The sequence below is a fragment of the Roseibium sp. Sym1 genome (assembly GCF_027359675.1).
GTDB lineage: Bacteria > Pseudomonadota > Alphaproteobacteria > Rhizobiales > Stappiaceae > Roseibium.
The window spans coordinates 5,651,489-5,666,593 of record NZ_CP114786.1 but is presented as its reverse complement, the minus strand read 5'-3'; the positions used below and the strand labels follow the sequence as shown (position 1 = coordinate 5,666,593).

The following is a 15,105-nucleotide window of genomic DNA, read 5'->3' as shown; positions in this document are numbered from 1 at the left end:
CTTAGCCATCTTCCTGATGCAAGAGAATTGTCAAACCCATAAGTACTCCAAATATTCCAGGTGCCCAGGCAGCCACGAGGGGCGGCACGATACCCGCGCCCCCGAAGTCCTTGGCAAGCTCGGTTAGAACGTAAAGCACGAACCCGGACAGGATTCCACCCAGAATCATACTTCCCAATCCGCCAAACCTCGAAACTTTAAGGGAAACTGCCGCCGCGATCAAAATCATTGCGACTAAAAGCAGGGGTCTGGCGAGCAGCGTGTGATATTGCAAATTGTAGCGATAGGCGGGTAACCCTGCGTTTCTCGCCAACTCGATGAAGCGCGGCAGGTTCCAGAAAGAAATTGATTCGGGTGAGCCGATACTCTCGCGTACCTCGGTGGCTGTCAGGAATGTGCTGACCTGATAGTGTCCGTAGGGCTGGGGATCCCGCTCCGTCGTGTAGACGATGGCGTCGTCCAGCGTCCACAATTCGTCTCCCAGATGGGCTTCGGCTGCCTCGATGCGCTCGCGGAACGTTCCGTCCTTGTCGAAGGTGAAGATCGTCACGCCGAGAAGCCGGACGCCGCCGTCGAGCAATTGCTTGGCGAGCAATACGGATTCCCCGTCGAGGCCGTCCTGGCGGACCCAGACGTCCGTAGACGACGACATCAGGAAACTCTGTTCGGTTCCGAAAAGGCCGGAGGCCACTTCATCGGATTTCTGCTGAAACCAGACTGCGGCCGGATTGTAGAGCGTGACGGACAGGATGCCGAGGATGAGTCCGACCGCGATTGCCGGCAGGGAGAACTGCCAGACGGAAATGCCGGACGCCCGCGCAACGACCAGCTCCAGCGCACGGCTGAGCGTGACAAAGGCGGCGATGGCACCGAAAAGGACGGTAAACGGAATGACCTGTTCCAGAAGGAGCGGCACCCGAAGGAGGGAGATCAGGGCGACACGAAGGACGGAAAAGCCCTCGCGGTCCCCACCGCGGCGCACCAGCTCCAGTACATCAAACAGGAAGATCAGCGCAGCCGCGAAGAGGAACAGGCCGAGGATCGCCTTGAGGAACCGCCCCGAGAAATACAGCGAGAGGGTAGGGCCGAGGATCATGCGGCTCCCCCTGTCTTGCGCCCGCTGAGACGGTCGATCAGGGCGTCGATCCTGTCCTGGACATGATGCTGCAGGGCGCTCAGCCACTTGTGCTCGGCACCGCGCTGTTCCCGGAAAATCGAAATGATCGCCAACACACCGCCAATGACAGGCACCAGGTATAGAAGGCTCAGCAGAGCGGTGGCTCCACCGGAGACGGCCGTCACGCCAAATCCTGTCGTCCGGAGCAGGATGCAGGCACAAATGGCGCCGAGGACCGCCAGCCCGCGCCCCTGGCGCGTGGTGCGGGCCTTGCCGAGAAACGCGAACACGATCAGCCCGAAGGACAGGCAATAAAGCGGCTGGCTGATGCGCTCATGCAGTTCCTGGGTGAGCTTTTCGGGATTCTTCAGGGCGTAGGCATCGTTGCGGGCCGGTGCCATGAGATTTGCGGTGGTGCGCTCGCTGGCCTTGAAGACGGGTTCTCCCGCTTCCGGAATCAGATTGGACAGGTCGAACGCATAGGACTGGAACCGGACGATCGAGATGTCGCCCTCCTGCTTCGGACGCCGCTGTATGGTGCCGTTTTGCATGATCAGGAGTGTCCGGTCGGCCGCCTCGACAATTTGCCCGGTGTCTGCCTGGTAAGTGAACGCCGTTTCCTCGTCCCGCGTGTCGTGGAGGAGCAATCCGTCGAGCGTGCCCTTGCCCGTGCGGTTGCGGATATGAAAGGTCAGGCCGCTTTCCACGGTGATGAACCGGCCGGGTTTGACGATGTTGGCCACAAGGTCCGCGCGCACCCGGGTGATCTCCGTGCGCAGCTGGGCCAGGCCCATGGGCGCAAAATAGAGCGACATGCTTGCGGTCAACAGCATGGCCAGGAAGGAGAAGATCAGGACGGGCTTCAGCACAAGAAACCTCGACCCGCCGCTGGCGTCGATCACGATAAGCTCGCTGTCGCCGGACAGCGCGTTCAGCACAAGGATCAGTGCGATCATCAAGGCAAAGGGAGCGACGATCACGATCAGGAACGGCAGGGCCAGCATGGTGATGCCGATGAACTGGACAATGGTCTGGCCCTTGGACGTCACCAGATCAAGCTGGCGCAGGGCCTGGGTCGCCCAGACCACGCCTGTCATCGCCGCAATCGTGAGGGTGAATGCATAGACCGTTCGGCGGATGATGTAACGTTCAATCGTATTCATAAGCGCGCCGGGAAGGGTCCTTGCAAAAATGACGATAAACGGCCTGGCACCGAATAACACGGAATGTGGTGAATGGCCCATGAATAAGAATGGTAAATATACATTAATTTTTGCCGCCCTTGCCCAAAAGCTGTTGAAACCCCATGATTTGTCGGAGCACCCGCAATCCATGGGATATGGGGCACACGTTCTCTACCGTCCCAAGGGTCAGGACCCTGGGCTCCTCACGAAAACAACGAGATCGACGAATGACAAAACTTTCAAAAATGTCCTTTTCCAAGGCTGCGGCCCCGAAGGCGGGTGTGGCGGTGATCCTGACCGGCGAGGGGCTTTCCCTCGGGCCGCTCGCGGAAGAGGTTGTTGCCGGTCTGGAGGGCGGGCTGAAACGGAGTGCCGGTATTGCCGGATTTTCCGGAAAGAAAAAGACCAGCATGGATCTGGTCGCGCCTGCGGGCCTCGGACTGGACCGCCTGATCGTCTTTGGCCTGGGCAAGCTTGAAGACATGACGAGCGATGACTGGCGGGCTCTGGGCGGAGCCGTTCTGGCGGAGCTGCAGAAGGCCAAGGCGGATACCGCCACCGTGCTTCTGGATGCGCCGGAAACCACGATTGCAGCGGCGACGGCTGCGGAGTTTGCCATGGGAGCCAAGCTGCGGGCCTACGCATTCGATGCCTACAAGACGAAGAAAAAGGACGAGGAAAAGACCAAGGACCTGAAACTCACGCTGTCTGTCGCGGATCCAAAGGCCGCGAAGAAGGCCTGGGGAAGCGCCGAGGCCATCGCCGATGGTGTCCTGCTCGCACGCGATCTGGTCAATGAACCGCCCAACGTGCTTGGCCCGGTGGAATTCGCCGGGAAAGCCAAGGAACTGGAATCTCTCGGTGTCGAGGTGGAAATCCTCGGCGAAAAGGAAATGAAGAAGCTCAAGATGGCCGCCCTGCTGGGCGTCGCCCAGGGCTCTACGCGGCCGCCGCAATTGGCGGTGATGCGCTGGAACGGCGGCAAGAAGGGCACCGCACCCGTAGCACTGGTCGGCAAGGGCGTGGTCTTTGACACAGGCGGCATCTCGATCAAGCCGGCCGCGGGCATGGAGGACATGAAGGGAGACATGGGGGGCGCCGCCGCCGTCGTCGGTGCCATGCATGCCATCGCGGGCCGAAAGGCCAAGGCCAATGTCATCGGTGTCATCGGGCTCGTGGAAAACATGCCCGACGGCAATGCACAGCGCCCGGGAGACATCGTGACCGCAATGTCCGGCACCACCATTGAAATCCTCAACACCGACGCCGAGGGGCGCCTGGTGCTGGCCGATGCCCTCTGGTACACGCAGCAGAAATACAAGCCCGCGATCATGATCGACCTGGCGACGCTGACCGGCGCGGTTCTGGTCGCCCTCGGGAACCTGAACGCCGGACTGTTTTCCAACAATGACGAACTGGCCGACAAGCTGCTGGCCTCGTCCAAGGCCAGCGGAGAACCGCTTTGGCGGCTGCCGCTGTCGAAGGACTACGACAAGATCATCGATACGCCGAATGCCGATGTGAAGAACACCGGCGGTCGCTGGGCCGGGTCCATCACGGCGGCACAATTCCTGCAGCGTTTCGCCAATGACGTGCCCTGGGCGCATCTGGACATTGCGGGAACCGCTTTCGGCGCCCCCAAGGACGACATCTGCCAGAGCTGGGCGTCCGGCTATGGCGTGCGTCTGCTCAACCAGTTGGTCGCCGATCACTACGAAGGCTGACTGCTTGTGAGAAACCCGCCCCGGGCGAAGCTTCGGGGCGGGCGACATGCCAAACAAAAAAGCCCGCCGGAAGGCGGGCTTTGGCAGTGTATTGTCCGGCTGTTCAGCAGGTCTTGTAGGTCTGGCAGGCTGTCGCCGGTTCGACCAGAAGCCCCATTCCGAACGTGGCACCCGCAACAACCGCCACCAACGCAACAAACACAACAACACGTGTAAGCATACACAAAGTCCCCTTTAGAGCTGGGTCGGGAATACCGGTCACCAGCCGCTTCAAATGATCCTTGGATCGTCCCCGGGAATGAACCCTAGTCAATCGACATTTTCGAAGGGTTAATGATACGAGTCTTGTGGTGAGTCCATGATCAGATTGCCGGCAGGGCCATTTGGAGCCATCGGTGTTGCATGGCTGCATCACATGCCGCGCGGCCTCTGGACGGCAGGGACCCGGCAGGGGATGTGACCTTGAGGAAACGTGGGGCTGGAGCCTGGAATGAGCGTCGAAGTTGTTTTCTATCACCTCCTGCACAAACCTCTGGAAGCGGGCTTGCCCCAGCTCCTGCAGAAATGTCTCGAGAGAGACTGGTCAGTCGTCGTGCAGACGGGCTCACAGGAACGCTGCAATGCGCTCGATGCGCACCTGTGGACATTTGCCGATGACAGCTTCCTGCCGCACGGCACCAAAGCCGACGGCCATGCGGAGCATCAGCCCATCTACCTCACCGCGGAGCAGGACAACCCCAATGAGGCAGACGTCCGTTTTCTTGTGGACCGTGCGCAGCCCCCGCCGCTAGGCTCCTACAAGCGTGCGATCTACATGTTCGACGGCAATGACGACAGCGCCGTCCAGGAAGCGCGTCAGAGATGGAAGGACGCCAAGGCGGAAGGCTTTGAGATTGCGTATTGGCAGCAGACCCAGGCAGGTGGCTGGGAACGCAAGGCGTAGGAAATCCAGCATCAAGGCAAGGGTAAGATGGCCAAACTGAAAATATCCTCTGCGGACATGGTTGCCAGGGCTCGGGAGCGGATCGAGGAAGTCGAGACGGCCGATGCCATCGGTCTTGTGGCAGATCCGGGCGTTGTCTTCATAGATCTGCGCGATATCCGTGAACGGCAAAAACTTGGTTTCATTCCGGGCAGCGTGCATTGCCCGCGCGGCATGATCGAATTCTGGGTGGACCCGGAAAGTCCCTATTTCAAGGACGTCTTTGCACAGGACAAACGCTTCGTTTTCCATTGTGCCGCAGGTTGGCGGTCGGCCCTGACCGTGGCAATGCTGAAGGACATGGGGTTCGAAGCCGCCCATCTGAAGGACGGCTTCAACGACTGGATCGACAAGGGCGGGCCGGTCGAGAAAAACGACTGACCGGCCGCGCGCCTGCCGGAGGCGTTTAGTTGTCCGTGCTCGTCAGGGGCAGATCGTCATCCGACGTCTCCGTTTCCTCGATCACGGTCGCTTCGCGGATTTCGTCGATCTTGCCGTAACTGTCCCCGACGCCGAGCACGTCTTTCGCCCAGTCAAGCAGCTCTTCGTCGACATACTCATCGCCATATTCCCGGACCCGGTTCTCGTTCGCCATGGCAAGCAGAGCCTCTGTCAGGGCGTCGTCCGAGACATCGCCGGCAAGCGTCTCCAAACTGTCCTTCTCGGTCTCGAAGGTCGTTTCCGCGTCCTTGAACGTGGTGAACTCGTCACTTTCCAGCGCGTTGCTCAGCGCCTCGCGCTCGGCAGCGAAGGCTTCAAGCTCCTCGTCCGTGAAGTCTGTCGTATCGACTTCGTCGAAGGCGGCAAGGCGCTCTTCGAGCTCTTCGCTCGTCAGGTCTTCATAGGAGAAGTCGTCATAGGGCTCGATGGATGCCAGCAGCTCATCAAAGTTGTCGCGGGTGGTGGTCAGCTGTTCCTCCAGCTCCTTCAGGGAGTCGGAGAACTGCTCGTACGACAGAGTGTTGTTGATGTAGTCCTGGATCGCCGCCAGATGCGGTGCGTTGGAATTGATCAGGGCGTGATAATTCCGGTTCAGCGAATTGAGCCGTGCCAGCTTGGCATTGAAGTTCTTCGGCTTGCCGCCGGGATGCGACTGGGGCGTCACGGCCACGCTGGCGAGCGTCGCGCGTTCGGCTTTCGGCAGGCGATGGCTTTGCGATTTCACACCTCCGCCGCGAGACGCACTCTTCTGCCGGGTCTTGTTCTTGGGAGTGCCGAAGACCGAGTTCAGAAAACCGCCAAGACCATTGCCGGACACAGTCTTGCCGTTGCCACGGTTGCCGTTTCCCGCGGACTTGTTCCCGTTCCCGTTCCCGTTCCCGTTGCCGTTTCCATTTCCTCCGCCGTTCCCGTTGCCTCCGCCGTTTCCGTTTCCGTTTCCGTTGCCATTCCCATTGCTGTTGCCGTTCTTGGCGAATGCCTTGTCAGAGGGCAGGAGGGATCCGGGCAGGTCGGGCGCGAGGGCCGGTACGAGAACCAGTGCCGCGGCACCAACCAGCAATGTGACGGATTTTGCGAGGGACATTCCATTTCCTTTTGCATGTCGTGTCAGGGCATTATCATTCAGACAGCCATCGCCGTGGCGCGACTACCCGCGCAAGCGGGTAAAGCGTGGCGCGAAAGTCGGAACGTTCTGTGACCACAACACGTAGGATTTTAGATAGTTCCGGAAAAACCGGGAAACAGACAGAACGTCAGCGCAATCGCGCCAGCAGGTGGGGCACCTTGCCGATATGGTCCAGCCGGAAGAACCGATCGTGCCCCTGCGGCGCGTCGGCCTCTTCCAGTGCCCAGGTCACGTCATAGGGCACATGCGCGCCAAAGGCGCCGGCATTGAGGGCCGGTACGATGTCCGACTTCAGGGAGTTGCCGATCATCAACGCTTCGTCCGGACCGGTGCCATGCCGGGAAAACAGGGTGCGATAGGTGTCTTCCGACTTTTCGGAGACGATCTCGATGGCGTCGAAATGGACGTCAAGGCCGGATGCGGTAACCTTTCGCTCCTGGTCGAACAGGTCGCCCTTGGTGATCAGCACAAGATGGTAGTCGGCCTTGACCGCTTTCAGCGTGTCCTCGACATGGGGCAGGGGCTCGACCGGGTGACGCATCATCTCGCGTCCGGCCTCGAGGATCTCGGCGATGACATCCGCGGACACCTTGCGGTCGGTCACTTCGATGGCGGTCTCGATCATGGACAGGGTGAAGCCCTTCACGCCATAGCCGTAGTGCAGCACGTTGCGCCGCTCTGCCGCCAGGAGCCGTTCGGAGAGATGGTTTTTCTCCGTGTAGTCCGCCAGCAGTTCCGCGAAGCGTTCCTCGGTCAGACGGAAGACGCGCTCATTGTGCCAGAGCGTGTCGTCGGCATCGAAACCCAGCGTGGTGATCTTGGCCATCAGGACGCCTCTTCATATTCGGCGGAAAGCTCGAGCCAGTCCTCTTCGGTCTTGACCAGCTTCTTTTCGCAGAAGGCCCGTTCCTTGGCGAACTTGGTCGCCCGGTCAGGCTCCTTTGCAAAAAATTCCGGATCGGCGAGCGCCTCGTCGAGCCTGCCGATCTTCTCCTGGAGGCGGGCCATTTCCTTCTCGGCCGCGTCAATCTTCTGTTTCAGCGGCTTGAGCTGACTGCGTTTCTGGGCGGCATCGCGGCGCTTTTCCTGCGCCGACGCTTTCTCCGCCTCATCCGCGGCAGCCTTGTCCCGCGCCTTTTGCGCCGCTTCGGGGCCTTGCAGGATCAGGCGCCGGTAATCTTCCATGTCGCCATCATAGGCCGCGACCCGGCCATCCGCGACCAGCCACAGCCGGTCCGCGCAGGCCTCGACCAGATGGCGGTCGTGGCTGATCAGCACGACAGCGCCCTGGAACTCGTTCAGCGCCATCACCAGGGCTTCCCGGCTGTCGATGTCGAGGTGGTTGGTCGGTTCGTCGAGGATCAGGAGATGCGGACCGTCGAAGGTGGCAAGTCCCAGGAGAAGGCGTGCCTTTTCACCGCCCGAGAGATCTTTCGCGGGTGTGTCCATGCGGTCCGTCGGCAGGCCCATCCGGGCCACACGTGCACGCACCCTGGCTTCCGGCGCGTCGAGCATGAGGGCGCGGACATGGGCGACCGCGCTTTCGGCGGGCTTCAGTTCGTCCAGCTGGTGCTGGGCGAAAAAGGCGATCTTCAGCTTCGAGGCCTTTGTGATCTCCCCGTCCATCGCGTCGAGGCGACCGGAGATCAGCTTGGCGAAGGTCGACTTGCCGTTGCCGTTGGCTCCGAGCAGGGCGATCCGGTCGTCCGTGTCGATGTTGAGCGTCAGCCTCGACAGGATCTTCGTCTCGCCATAGCCGGTCGAGACATCCTCAAGCTTCAGGATCGGCGGTGCCAGCTGGGTCTCGGGATCGGGAAAATGGATCGGCTTGCTGCTCTCGTCGGTGAGGGCCGCGATCGGCTGCATCTTTTCCAGCATCTTCAGCCGCGACTGTGCCTGCCGCGCCTTGCTGGCCTTGTAGCGAAAGCGGTCGACAAAGGCCTGCATGTGCTTGCGCTGGGCGTCCTGTTTTTCCTTGGCCTTCTCGGCAAGGATCATCGCCTCGCGCCGCTGCCGGTCGAAACTGTCATAACCGCCCGAATAATAGGTCAGCTTGCCGCGCTCCAGATGGACGATGCTGTCGACCGCCTTGTTCAGCAGGTCCCGATCATGGGAGATCAGCAGCACCTGGTGCGGATAGCGGGCGACGTAGTTTTCCAGCCAGAGCGTGCCTTCCAGATCCAGGTAGTTGGTCGGCTCGTCGAGCAGCAGCAGGTCCGGCTCGGAGAACAGGACAGCCGCCAGGGCGACGCGCATGCGCCAGCCGCCGGAAAAGGACGAGCAGGGCCGCTGCTGGGCCGCCGCGTCGAAACCGAGGCCGGACAGGATCGATCCCGCGCGTGCCTCCGCCGTGTGGGCACCGATATCCGCGAGGCGGGTGTGGATCTCGGCAATCCGCTCCGGGTCGGTTTCCGTCTCTGCTTCTTCAAGCAGCCGGCTGCGCTCGGTGTCGGCCGCCAGCACAACTTCCATCAGCGTGTCTTCCGTGCCGGGCGCTTCCTGGGCAACCTGGCCGATACGGGCGCGTTTGGGGATCTGCACGCCGCCGGTCTCCGTCGACAGGTCACCGGTGATGATCTTGAACAGCGTCGATTTGCCCGCGCCATTGCGGCCCACGAGCCCGGTCTTGGCCTTGCCGGGCAGGGTTACGCTGGCTTTGTCGATCAGGAGACGATCCCCGATCCGGTATGTAAGGTCCGAAATCTGCAACATGGGCCGGATGTTTGGCGAAGCCGCCTCAAGGATGCAAGCGGAAACCGGAAGGAACATGCGTTCGAGCGGCGGGCTGTGGCATCGCTGCACGCCTGCAAGCCGCCGCTGCAAACATCAGGGGTGCAGGAAGGCGAGAACCTCGGAAAGGATAAGCCGGTGCTGCTCGATCCGTTCCGCATGGCCCTTGATACAGACGATCTCGTCTCCGGGTTCATGCTCTTCCAGAATGGCAAAGCCCTCCGGCTTGCACACGCCCATGAAGTCGAAATGGCCGGTATCGGCGAGTTCCACATGACGGACCTTGTCGTCCGGCAGGGCGGCGGCCAGCGCCCGCGACTCGGCTTCCTGGTCGAGCATGTCGGCACGTCCCGAGCCGAGTACCAGCACGGGAATGTCGATGGCGCCGAGGCTCTCGCGAGACAGGACCGGCGTTCCGCCGAGATCCAGGCTGATGACCTTGGTTAGCCGTGGGTCCTTGCGGGAAGTCGCCATCTCGATCCGGTCGCCATCCGTTTTCGCGATGGACCACCCGGTTAGCACTTGGCAGGCAACAGGTAGATTCTCGCCCGAGCACACACGCTCATACCGGTCAGGTTCGAATTCGGCGCCGGCTAGAAGCATCACGGTGAAGCCGCCGAGGGAATGCCCGGCCGCATAGATCCTTTCGCGATCGATCCTGTCTTTGTAGACGCTCTCCTCGGTCAAAAAACTGATCAGGCGGGAAAGATCTATCGGCCGGTCCCAGAGCTGGCGGGTCTGATCGGGATCGCGAAGAAACGTGCTGGTGCCCGGGTGATTCACCATGGCGACGACAAAGCCGCGCCGGGCAAGCGCCGAGCCAAGCCAGGCCTGATTGAGCGTGTTGCCGTACATCCCGTGCGAGACGACAACGAGCGGAAAGACACCTTCTGCGGGCGCTCCGTCCGGATCGGCCGGCGCCATCTGCCAGACCTTGCTCTTGTCCGCTATGGCATATTGGTCAGGCGTCGCGGTCGGATACCAGATGTCGCCTTCAAGCGGCCGGTCTGCGCGTGCATCCTCGATCGTTATCTTGGCGGCGCCGGGGCCGAAGGGCAGGGCGTCGCCGGCCCCTGCTGGGAGTACAAGGAGGGCGGTAACGGCGAGAAAGGCCGCCGTCCGGCACAGTCTTGTGGTCAGGGCGCGTGAGGGTGTCTGCGCGATCATGGGATCTCCAATGCGGTTGCGGGGAGCCATTCAGATGCGCGCTGCCTGACCTGTTGACAATTGCCGGAGAGGCGCTGTCCTGTCCTCAAACGTGATAAAGGACAGATGCATCAAGTCCTTTGACCGAATGAGCCCGCGATGATCAGCATTCCGGTGTCCTTCCTGCTCGCTGCCCTCTTTCTTGGACTGGCATTGGCGGCGTTCGCGTGGCGGTCGCTGCCGTTTCCGGCGCGCGGCATGTTTGCCGGGCTGTTCTGCCTGATGGCACTTGAGGCCAGCCTGGTCGGGATGCGCTTTGCCTATGGGCATATCGAATTTCTCGCGGTCCAGCAGGTGCTGCCCGTCTGGGTGGCGCCGAGTGTTTATCTGGCCTTCTGTGCGTTGACGGGTCCGGTGGCGGATTTCCGGCGCCGGATCCTGTTTCATGGCGTGATTGCCCTGGTTGTGACAGCGGCAATGGCCCTGCCGGTTCGGATTGCCGGCTATGTCGATGCCCTGATTGCCGCCAGCTACATGGTCTACACACTGGCGCTGATCCGGTTGTGGCTGGAAGGCGCCGACCGGTTTTCAGAAGCGCCGACCGCGCTGGGCGGCATTTTGCACCGGTTGCTTCTGGTCGCCATTTTCGCGATGGCTGCGACGCTGTTTGTCGACGTCTGGATCGCGTTGCTGTTTGCCCAGGCGCGTCAGGATGCCGCCGCCCGCGCCGTCTCGGTGGCCAGCCTTTTGTTTCTCGCCGCTGCCATAATTCTCGTGCTGCTCTCGTTGCGGTCACGCCGGACGAAACGCTCCCGAAGCGTTTCCGCCGAGGCGGCCGGCGAAGACGGGACGCTGGTCGAGACCGCCAGACGCCTTCTGGTCGATCAGGGCTTGTTCAGGGACCCGGGCCTGACGCTAACGCGGCTCGCGCGCCGGGCCGGGGTGCCGGACAGGGACCTTTCCCGCGCGGTCAACGCGGTGACCGGGATGAATGTCAGCCAATTCGTCAATCAGGTGCGGCTGGAAGAGGCTGCCCGGCTGCTCAAGACCACGGACGCTCCGGTGTCGCGTATCCAGGAACAGGTCGGCTTTCTGACACGGTCGAATTTCTATCGCGAATTCCAGAAAAGTTACGGCTCTGCGCCGGGTACGTTCCGCAAGATCGCTCACTCGTCGTCCTGATCTCCGTCGGGAAGGCTCAGAAAAATCTCGGCGAAGCCGCCGAGCAGTTCGTGACAGAGGATCAATTCCCGTGTGTCCGGGTCCCAGAAGGCATTTTCCTCGTTGCAGGTTGTTGCGCGGAACGTCACCTCTTCCGGCAGGTCGTAAAAGGTGTCCAGTTCTTCCGCGACCAGTTCCATCAGTTCGCTTTCTTTCAGGAACACGGCCATGGAGTCCAGGCCCGCCGGTGCCGGTTCATGGACGACCCTGATTTTTCCACCCGGGTCGTCCGCGTCCCTCAAATGTGGGGAGGTGACGATGTCCCAGGAATCCGCTGCCTGTTCATAGTCGTAGCCACAGGATTCGATCCGGTCCGCCGGGAGTTCCAGATCCCGGGCCAATCCGCGGAAAGCCGACGGGTCGGCGCCGACCATAAGGCACAGAATGGCATAACCGCGCTGCTGGTCGAGATCGTGCTCGTCGTAAAAGACAAGGTCTTCATAGGCCTCTTCGGCAATCAGGAACCATCCGATCATTGCCTGGGCGAGGTAGAGGTCCATGTCATCGTTGTCGGCCGCCAGCATGGTCACCGTTGCAAGATTGTCGACAGCATCCTCTTCCTGGGCGAGCACCGGCAGGCCCAGTTCCGAAATCAGCATGTGGCCGCCCTCGTGATAGAGCGTGAACAGCACATTGCCCGCCACGAAGACGAACAGGTCCTCCAGGTCGTCCTGGGGCAGGCCGGTGATGACCTGGTCGAGTGCAACCGGAGGCGCTGGGTCCTGACCGCTCGTGGTGGTCGCCGACAGGGCCGGTGAAACCGTTCCTGCCCATATAAATGTGCAAAGGGCAAATATCAGCGATGGCTGCGCGAAAACCTTGAGCATTGTCCCGTTCCTGAAAGGCATTTTTTACAGAGCGCGCACGGACGATCTGCACTGTTTCGCAGGAGACTATTCACAGTGGAAGCGGTTTGCCAGCATGGAAGATCCTTGCCGACATGAAACTGTCATGAGCGCGCCCCCTTGCGAGCCAGACGGCGCACCGTTATTAAGGCCGCGAAAATCGAATTTCCGGGCCCGGCAATCCGCCGGTCCAACCTGTAACAAGAAAGACGAAACCATGGCGATTGAACGCACGTTTTCCATGATCAAGCCGGATGCCACCAAGCGCAATCTGACCGGCGCCATCACCGCAAAGCTGGAAGAAGCCGGCCTGCGCGTGGTTGCTTCCCGTCGCGTTTGGATGTCCCTGCGTGAAGCGGAAGCTTTCTACGCTGTTCACAAGGAGCGTCCGTTCTTTGGTGAACTGACCGAATTCATGTCCTCCGGCCCGACCGTCGTTCAGGTTCTCGAAGGTGAAGACGCCATCGCCAAGAACCGTGAAGTCATGGGCGCCACCAACCCGGCCGAAGCAGCCGAGGGCACCATCCGCAAGGAATTCGCGCTGTCGATCGGTGAAAACTCCGTGCACGGTTCCGATGCGCCGGAAACCGCTGCCCAGGAAATCGCTTTCTGGTTCTCCGGAACCGAAATCGTCGGCTGATCCGTCCACCGGATTTGCTTTCGGGAAGCCGGTCCTTCGGGGCCGGCTTTTCTTTTTGTTTCCGGAAGTCGGTTCTGACACATTCGGATACAAATTCCGAAGATTGCGCGACAGCATTCTGAACCGACAACCTCCATAATAGATCCGTGGGCGAGAGGAATTTGGAGGAAACGGATGCGTTTATGCCTTGCATTGGCCGGTGCGCTGATCGCGCTGCCTGCGGCGGCCCATGACAGCAAGGGCCCGTTGAACGGCGAGGAGCCGCTCGGGCACTCACATGTCGGCGTGGACATCTGGAACCTGTTGCTGCCCGGGGCGGAAGCCTCAGCGGACATCACCGTTGACGGTAACAACCGCCGGATCCGGGCGAATGGCTATCCTGTCAAACCTCCGGGGCGTTTTCCCAACCGCAACAATCCGCACAGCATTTCCAAAAAGAACTACAATCTGAAAGTGCCGCTATTGCCACGCAGGAACGGCCGGGCGACGGATGCGCAGGGAGCGGTCTTCGGTATTGCGATCAACGGCGTGGTGATGGACCCGGGGACGGCGGAGTACTGGCAGAACGACCGGCGGTCCGGTTGGAACTACGAGGCGCTGGGCGGCGCCTGCAAGCTCGGCCTCGACAAGTACAATGCCCATGTCCAGCCTAACGGCACCTATCATTACCACGGCATTCCGACCGGTGTGCTGGCCGCCGAGGGTGGCGCGTCCGTCCCTGCGCTGATCGGGTTTGCCGCCGACGGTTTTCCGGTTTACGGACCCTATGGCTACTCCGATCCGCAGCGGAAATCACCGGTGCGCAAACTGAAAAGCAGCTACAGGGTCAAGCAGGGAACCCGTCCGGGTGGGCCCGGTGGACGCTATAATGGCAAGTTCACCCAGGACTGGGCTTATGTGGCCGGCGCGGGAGACCTTGACCAGTGCAACGGCCGTATTGCCGTGACACCGGAATTTCCCAAAGGCACCTACCATTACGTCCTGACCGACACGTTTCCTTTCATTCCGCGGTGCTGGATGGGCAGCCCCGACAGCAGTTTCAGGCGCCTGAAAGGGCCGGGCCGGCGTGGTGACACCGGCACGCAGGACGAACAGCCAACGATCGGCTTTGCCGCTCTGACGAACAACAGCGAGGCAAGCGTGACACTGATCCAGGCCCAGGGCGGACGGCCGCCCCGGTTCCTGCCCGGCGGCCGGCCTCCGCCACCGGGGGCGGGACGCGGGCCGCGTCACGGGCCGCCTCCAGGTGGCATGCCTCCGGGAGGCGGTCGCGGCGGACGGGGCCCGTGCAGCGGGAGCTGAGCCGAAAGGGACAGAAGTGCGTGTTCTCACGCACTTTTTTCGAAGCAAAATGTTCATATGTTCGAAACAACAAATAGAGGAGTTGTGAAATGAAAGCGTCGATCATGGCACCGGCTGTCGCCCTCGCACTGGGCGTTGCCACGGCAACGGCGATGGCGTTCGAGGGCCCAGGGGCCCATTTCATCGAAAGCTGGGATCTGAATGGGGACGGCGTGGTGACGGTTGCAGAAGCACGTGACCGCCGTTCCGACGTGTTTGCAAGCTTCGATGCGAATGAAGACGGTTTTCTGGATGAAAAGGAATACGTGCTCTTCGACGAGGCCAGGGAACTGGACCAGGCGGAAAACGAACCTCAGGGGCGCGGGCGTGGCAACCAGAACCCGGCAAACGGAATGCGGCTCGAGGTCAACGATACCAATGGCGACGGCAAGGTCTCGGAAACGGAGTTCCTGGACAATGCGGCGCCCTGGATCGAAATGATCGACCGGAACGGGGACGGTGTGGTGACCCGCGCCGACTTCGGGCCGGGCCGCAAATAGCGGCGCTTACGGCAAAAGAAAGCGGTCCGTCGGGATTGTACCGGTGACAGGGAGGCGCTTGACGGCGCCTCTTTTTGTTTTTCATAAGGCTGGGCCGTACACTGTTCC

Annotated in this window: 14 protein-coding genes; 7 read left to right on the top strand and 7 right to left on the bottom strand. The window is 61.2% G+C overall.

What is annotated here, in order from left to right:
* Window position 1: 1 nt before the first annotated feature.
* Entirely contained in the window at window positions 2–1,096 is a 1,095-nt protein-coding gene (gene lptG / locus O6760_RS26250) for an LPS export ABC transporter permease LptG (RefSeq protein ID WP_269582604.1), read from the bottom strand.
* Window positions 1,093–2,280 carry an LPS export ABC transporter permease LptF gene (gene lptF / locus O6760_RS26245; RefSeq protein ID WP_269582603.1) on the bottom strand — a complete coding sequence of 396 codons (1,188 nt, stop codon included), beginning with the start codon at window positions 2,278–2,280 and terminating at the stop codon, window positions 1,093–1,095. The genes lptG and lptF overlap by 4 nt, the downstream gene beginning before the upstream one ends.
* Before the next feature lie 248 nt (window positions 2,281–2,528).
* Between lptF and O6760_RS26240 the strand changes: the two genes are divergently transcribed.
* The 3 genes from O6760_RS26240 to O6760_RS26230 all read left to right on the top strand — a co-directional run bounded on the left by O6760_RS26240 (window position 2,529) and on the right by O6760_RS26230 (window position 5,388).
* Entirely contained in the window at window positions 2,529–4,025 is a 1,497-nt protein-coding gene (locus O6760_RS26240) for a leucyl aminopeptidase (protein WP_269582602.1), read from the top strand.
* A 490-nt stretch (window positions 4,026–4,515) separates the two neighbouring features.
* Window positions 4,516–4,968, top strand: a complete 453-nt coding sequence (locus tag O6760_RS26235; RefSeq protein WP_269582601.1) for a DNA polymerase III subunit chi — start codon at window positions 4,516–4,518, stop codon at window positions 4,966–4,968.
* 27 nt (window positions 4,969–4,995) lie between these two features.
* Window positions 4,996–5,388: a rhodanese-like domain-containing protein gene (locus O6760_RS26230; RefSeq protein WP_269582600.1), complete on the top strand. Its 393-nt coding sequence runs from the start codon at window positions 4,996–4,998 to the stop codon at window positions 5,386–5,388.
* Window positions 5,389–5,413: 25 nt separating this feature from the next.
* On the opposite strand, the gene O6760_RS26225 is transcribed toward O6760_RS26230, so the two are convergent.
* The 4 genes from O6760_RS26225 to O6760_RS26210 all read right to left on the bottom strand — a co-directional run bounded on the left by O6760_RS26225 (window position 5,414) and on the right by O6760_RS26210 (window position 10,471).
* A complete protein-coding gene (locus tag O6760_RS26225; protein ID WP_269582599.1) occupies window positions 5,414–6,532 on the bottom strand; it encodes a hypothetical protein in 1,119 nt (372 codons plus the stop codon).
* 169 nt (window positions 6,533–6,701) lie between these two features.
* Window positions 6,702–7,400, bottom strand: coding sequence for an HAD family hydrolase (locus O6760_RS26220; RefSeq protein WP_269582598.1), 699 nt, complete (start codon window positions 7,398–7,400; stop codon window positions 6,702–6,704).
* A complete protein-coding gene (locus O6760_RS26215; protein ID WP_269582597.1) occupies window positions 7,400–9,286 on the bottom strand; it encodes an ABC-F family ATP-binding cassette domain-containing protein in 1,887 nt (628 codons plus the stop codon). The genes O6760_RS26220 and O6760_RS26215 overlap by 1 nt, the downstream gene beginning before the upstream one ends.
* Before the next feature lie 114 nt (window positions 9,287–9,400).
* Window positions 9,401–10,471: an alpha/beta hydrolase family protein gene (locus tag O6760_RS26210; RefSeq protein WP_269582596.1), complete on the bottom strand. Its 1,071-nt coding sequence runs from the start codon at window positions 10,469–10,471 to the stop codon at window positions 9,401–9,403.
* Between the two features lie 138 nt (window positions 10,472–10,609).
* On the opposite strand from O6760_RS26210, the gene O6760_RS26205 reads away from it, so the two are divergent.
* Window positions 10,610–11,632 (top strand): helix-turn-helix transcriptional regulator, encoded by a 1,023-nt coding sequence (locus O6760_RS26205; RefSeq protein WP_269582595.1) that lies wholly within the window; start codon window positions 10,610–10,612, stop codon window positions 11,630–11,632.
* On the opposite strand, the gene O6760_RS26200 is transcribed toward O6760_RS26205, so the two are convergent.
* Window positions 11,617–12,498 carry a DUF4344 domain-containing metallopeptidase gene (locus O6760_RS26200; protein ID WP_269582594.1) on the bottom strand — a complete coding sequence of 294 codons (882 nt, stop codon included), beginning with the start codon at window positions 12,496–12,498 and terminating at the stop codon, window positions 11,617–11,619. The two genes, O6760_RS26205 and O6760_RS26200, sit on opposite strands and share 16 nt — an antisense overlap.
* Window positions 12,499–12,733: 235 nt before the next feature.
* On the opposite strand from O6760_RS26200, the gene ndk reads away from it, so the two are divergent.
* The 3 genes from ndk to O6760_RS26185 all read left to right on the top strand — a co-directional run bounded on the left by ndk (window position 12,734) and on the right by O6760_RS26185 (window position 14,997).
* Complete coding sequence (gene ndk, locus O6760_RS26195; RefSeq protein ID WP_248156624.1) at window positions 12,734–13,156, top strand: nucleoside-diphosphate kinase; 423 nt, start codon at window positions 12,734–12,736, stop codon at window positions 13,154–13,156.
* A gap of 174 nt (window positions 13,157–13,330) precedes the next feature.
* Window positions 13,331–14,458 carry a YHYH protein gene (locus tag O6760_RS26190; protein WP_269582593.1) on the top strand — a complete coding sequence of 376 codons (1,128 nt, stop codon included), beginning with the start codon at window positions 13,331–13,333 and terminating at the stop codon, window positions 14,456–14,458.
* 89 nt (window positions 14,459–14,547) lie between these two features.
* Window positions 14,548–14,997: an EF-hand domain-containing protein gene (locus O6760_RS26185; RefSeq protein ID WP_269582592.1), complete on the top strand. Its 450-nt coding sequence runs from the start codon at window positions 14,548–14,550 to the stop codon at window positions 14,995–14,997.
* The last annotated feature ends 108 nt before the right edge of the window (window positions 14,998–15,105 follow it).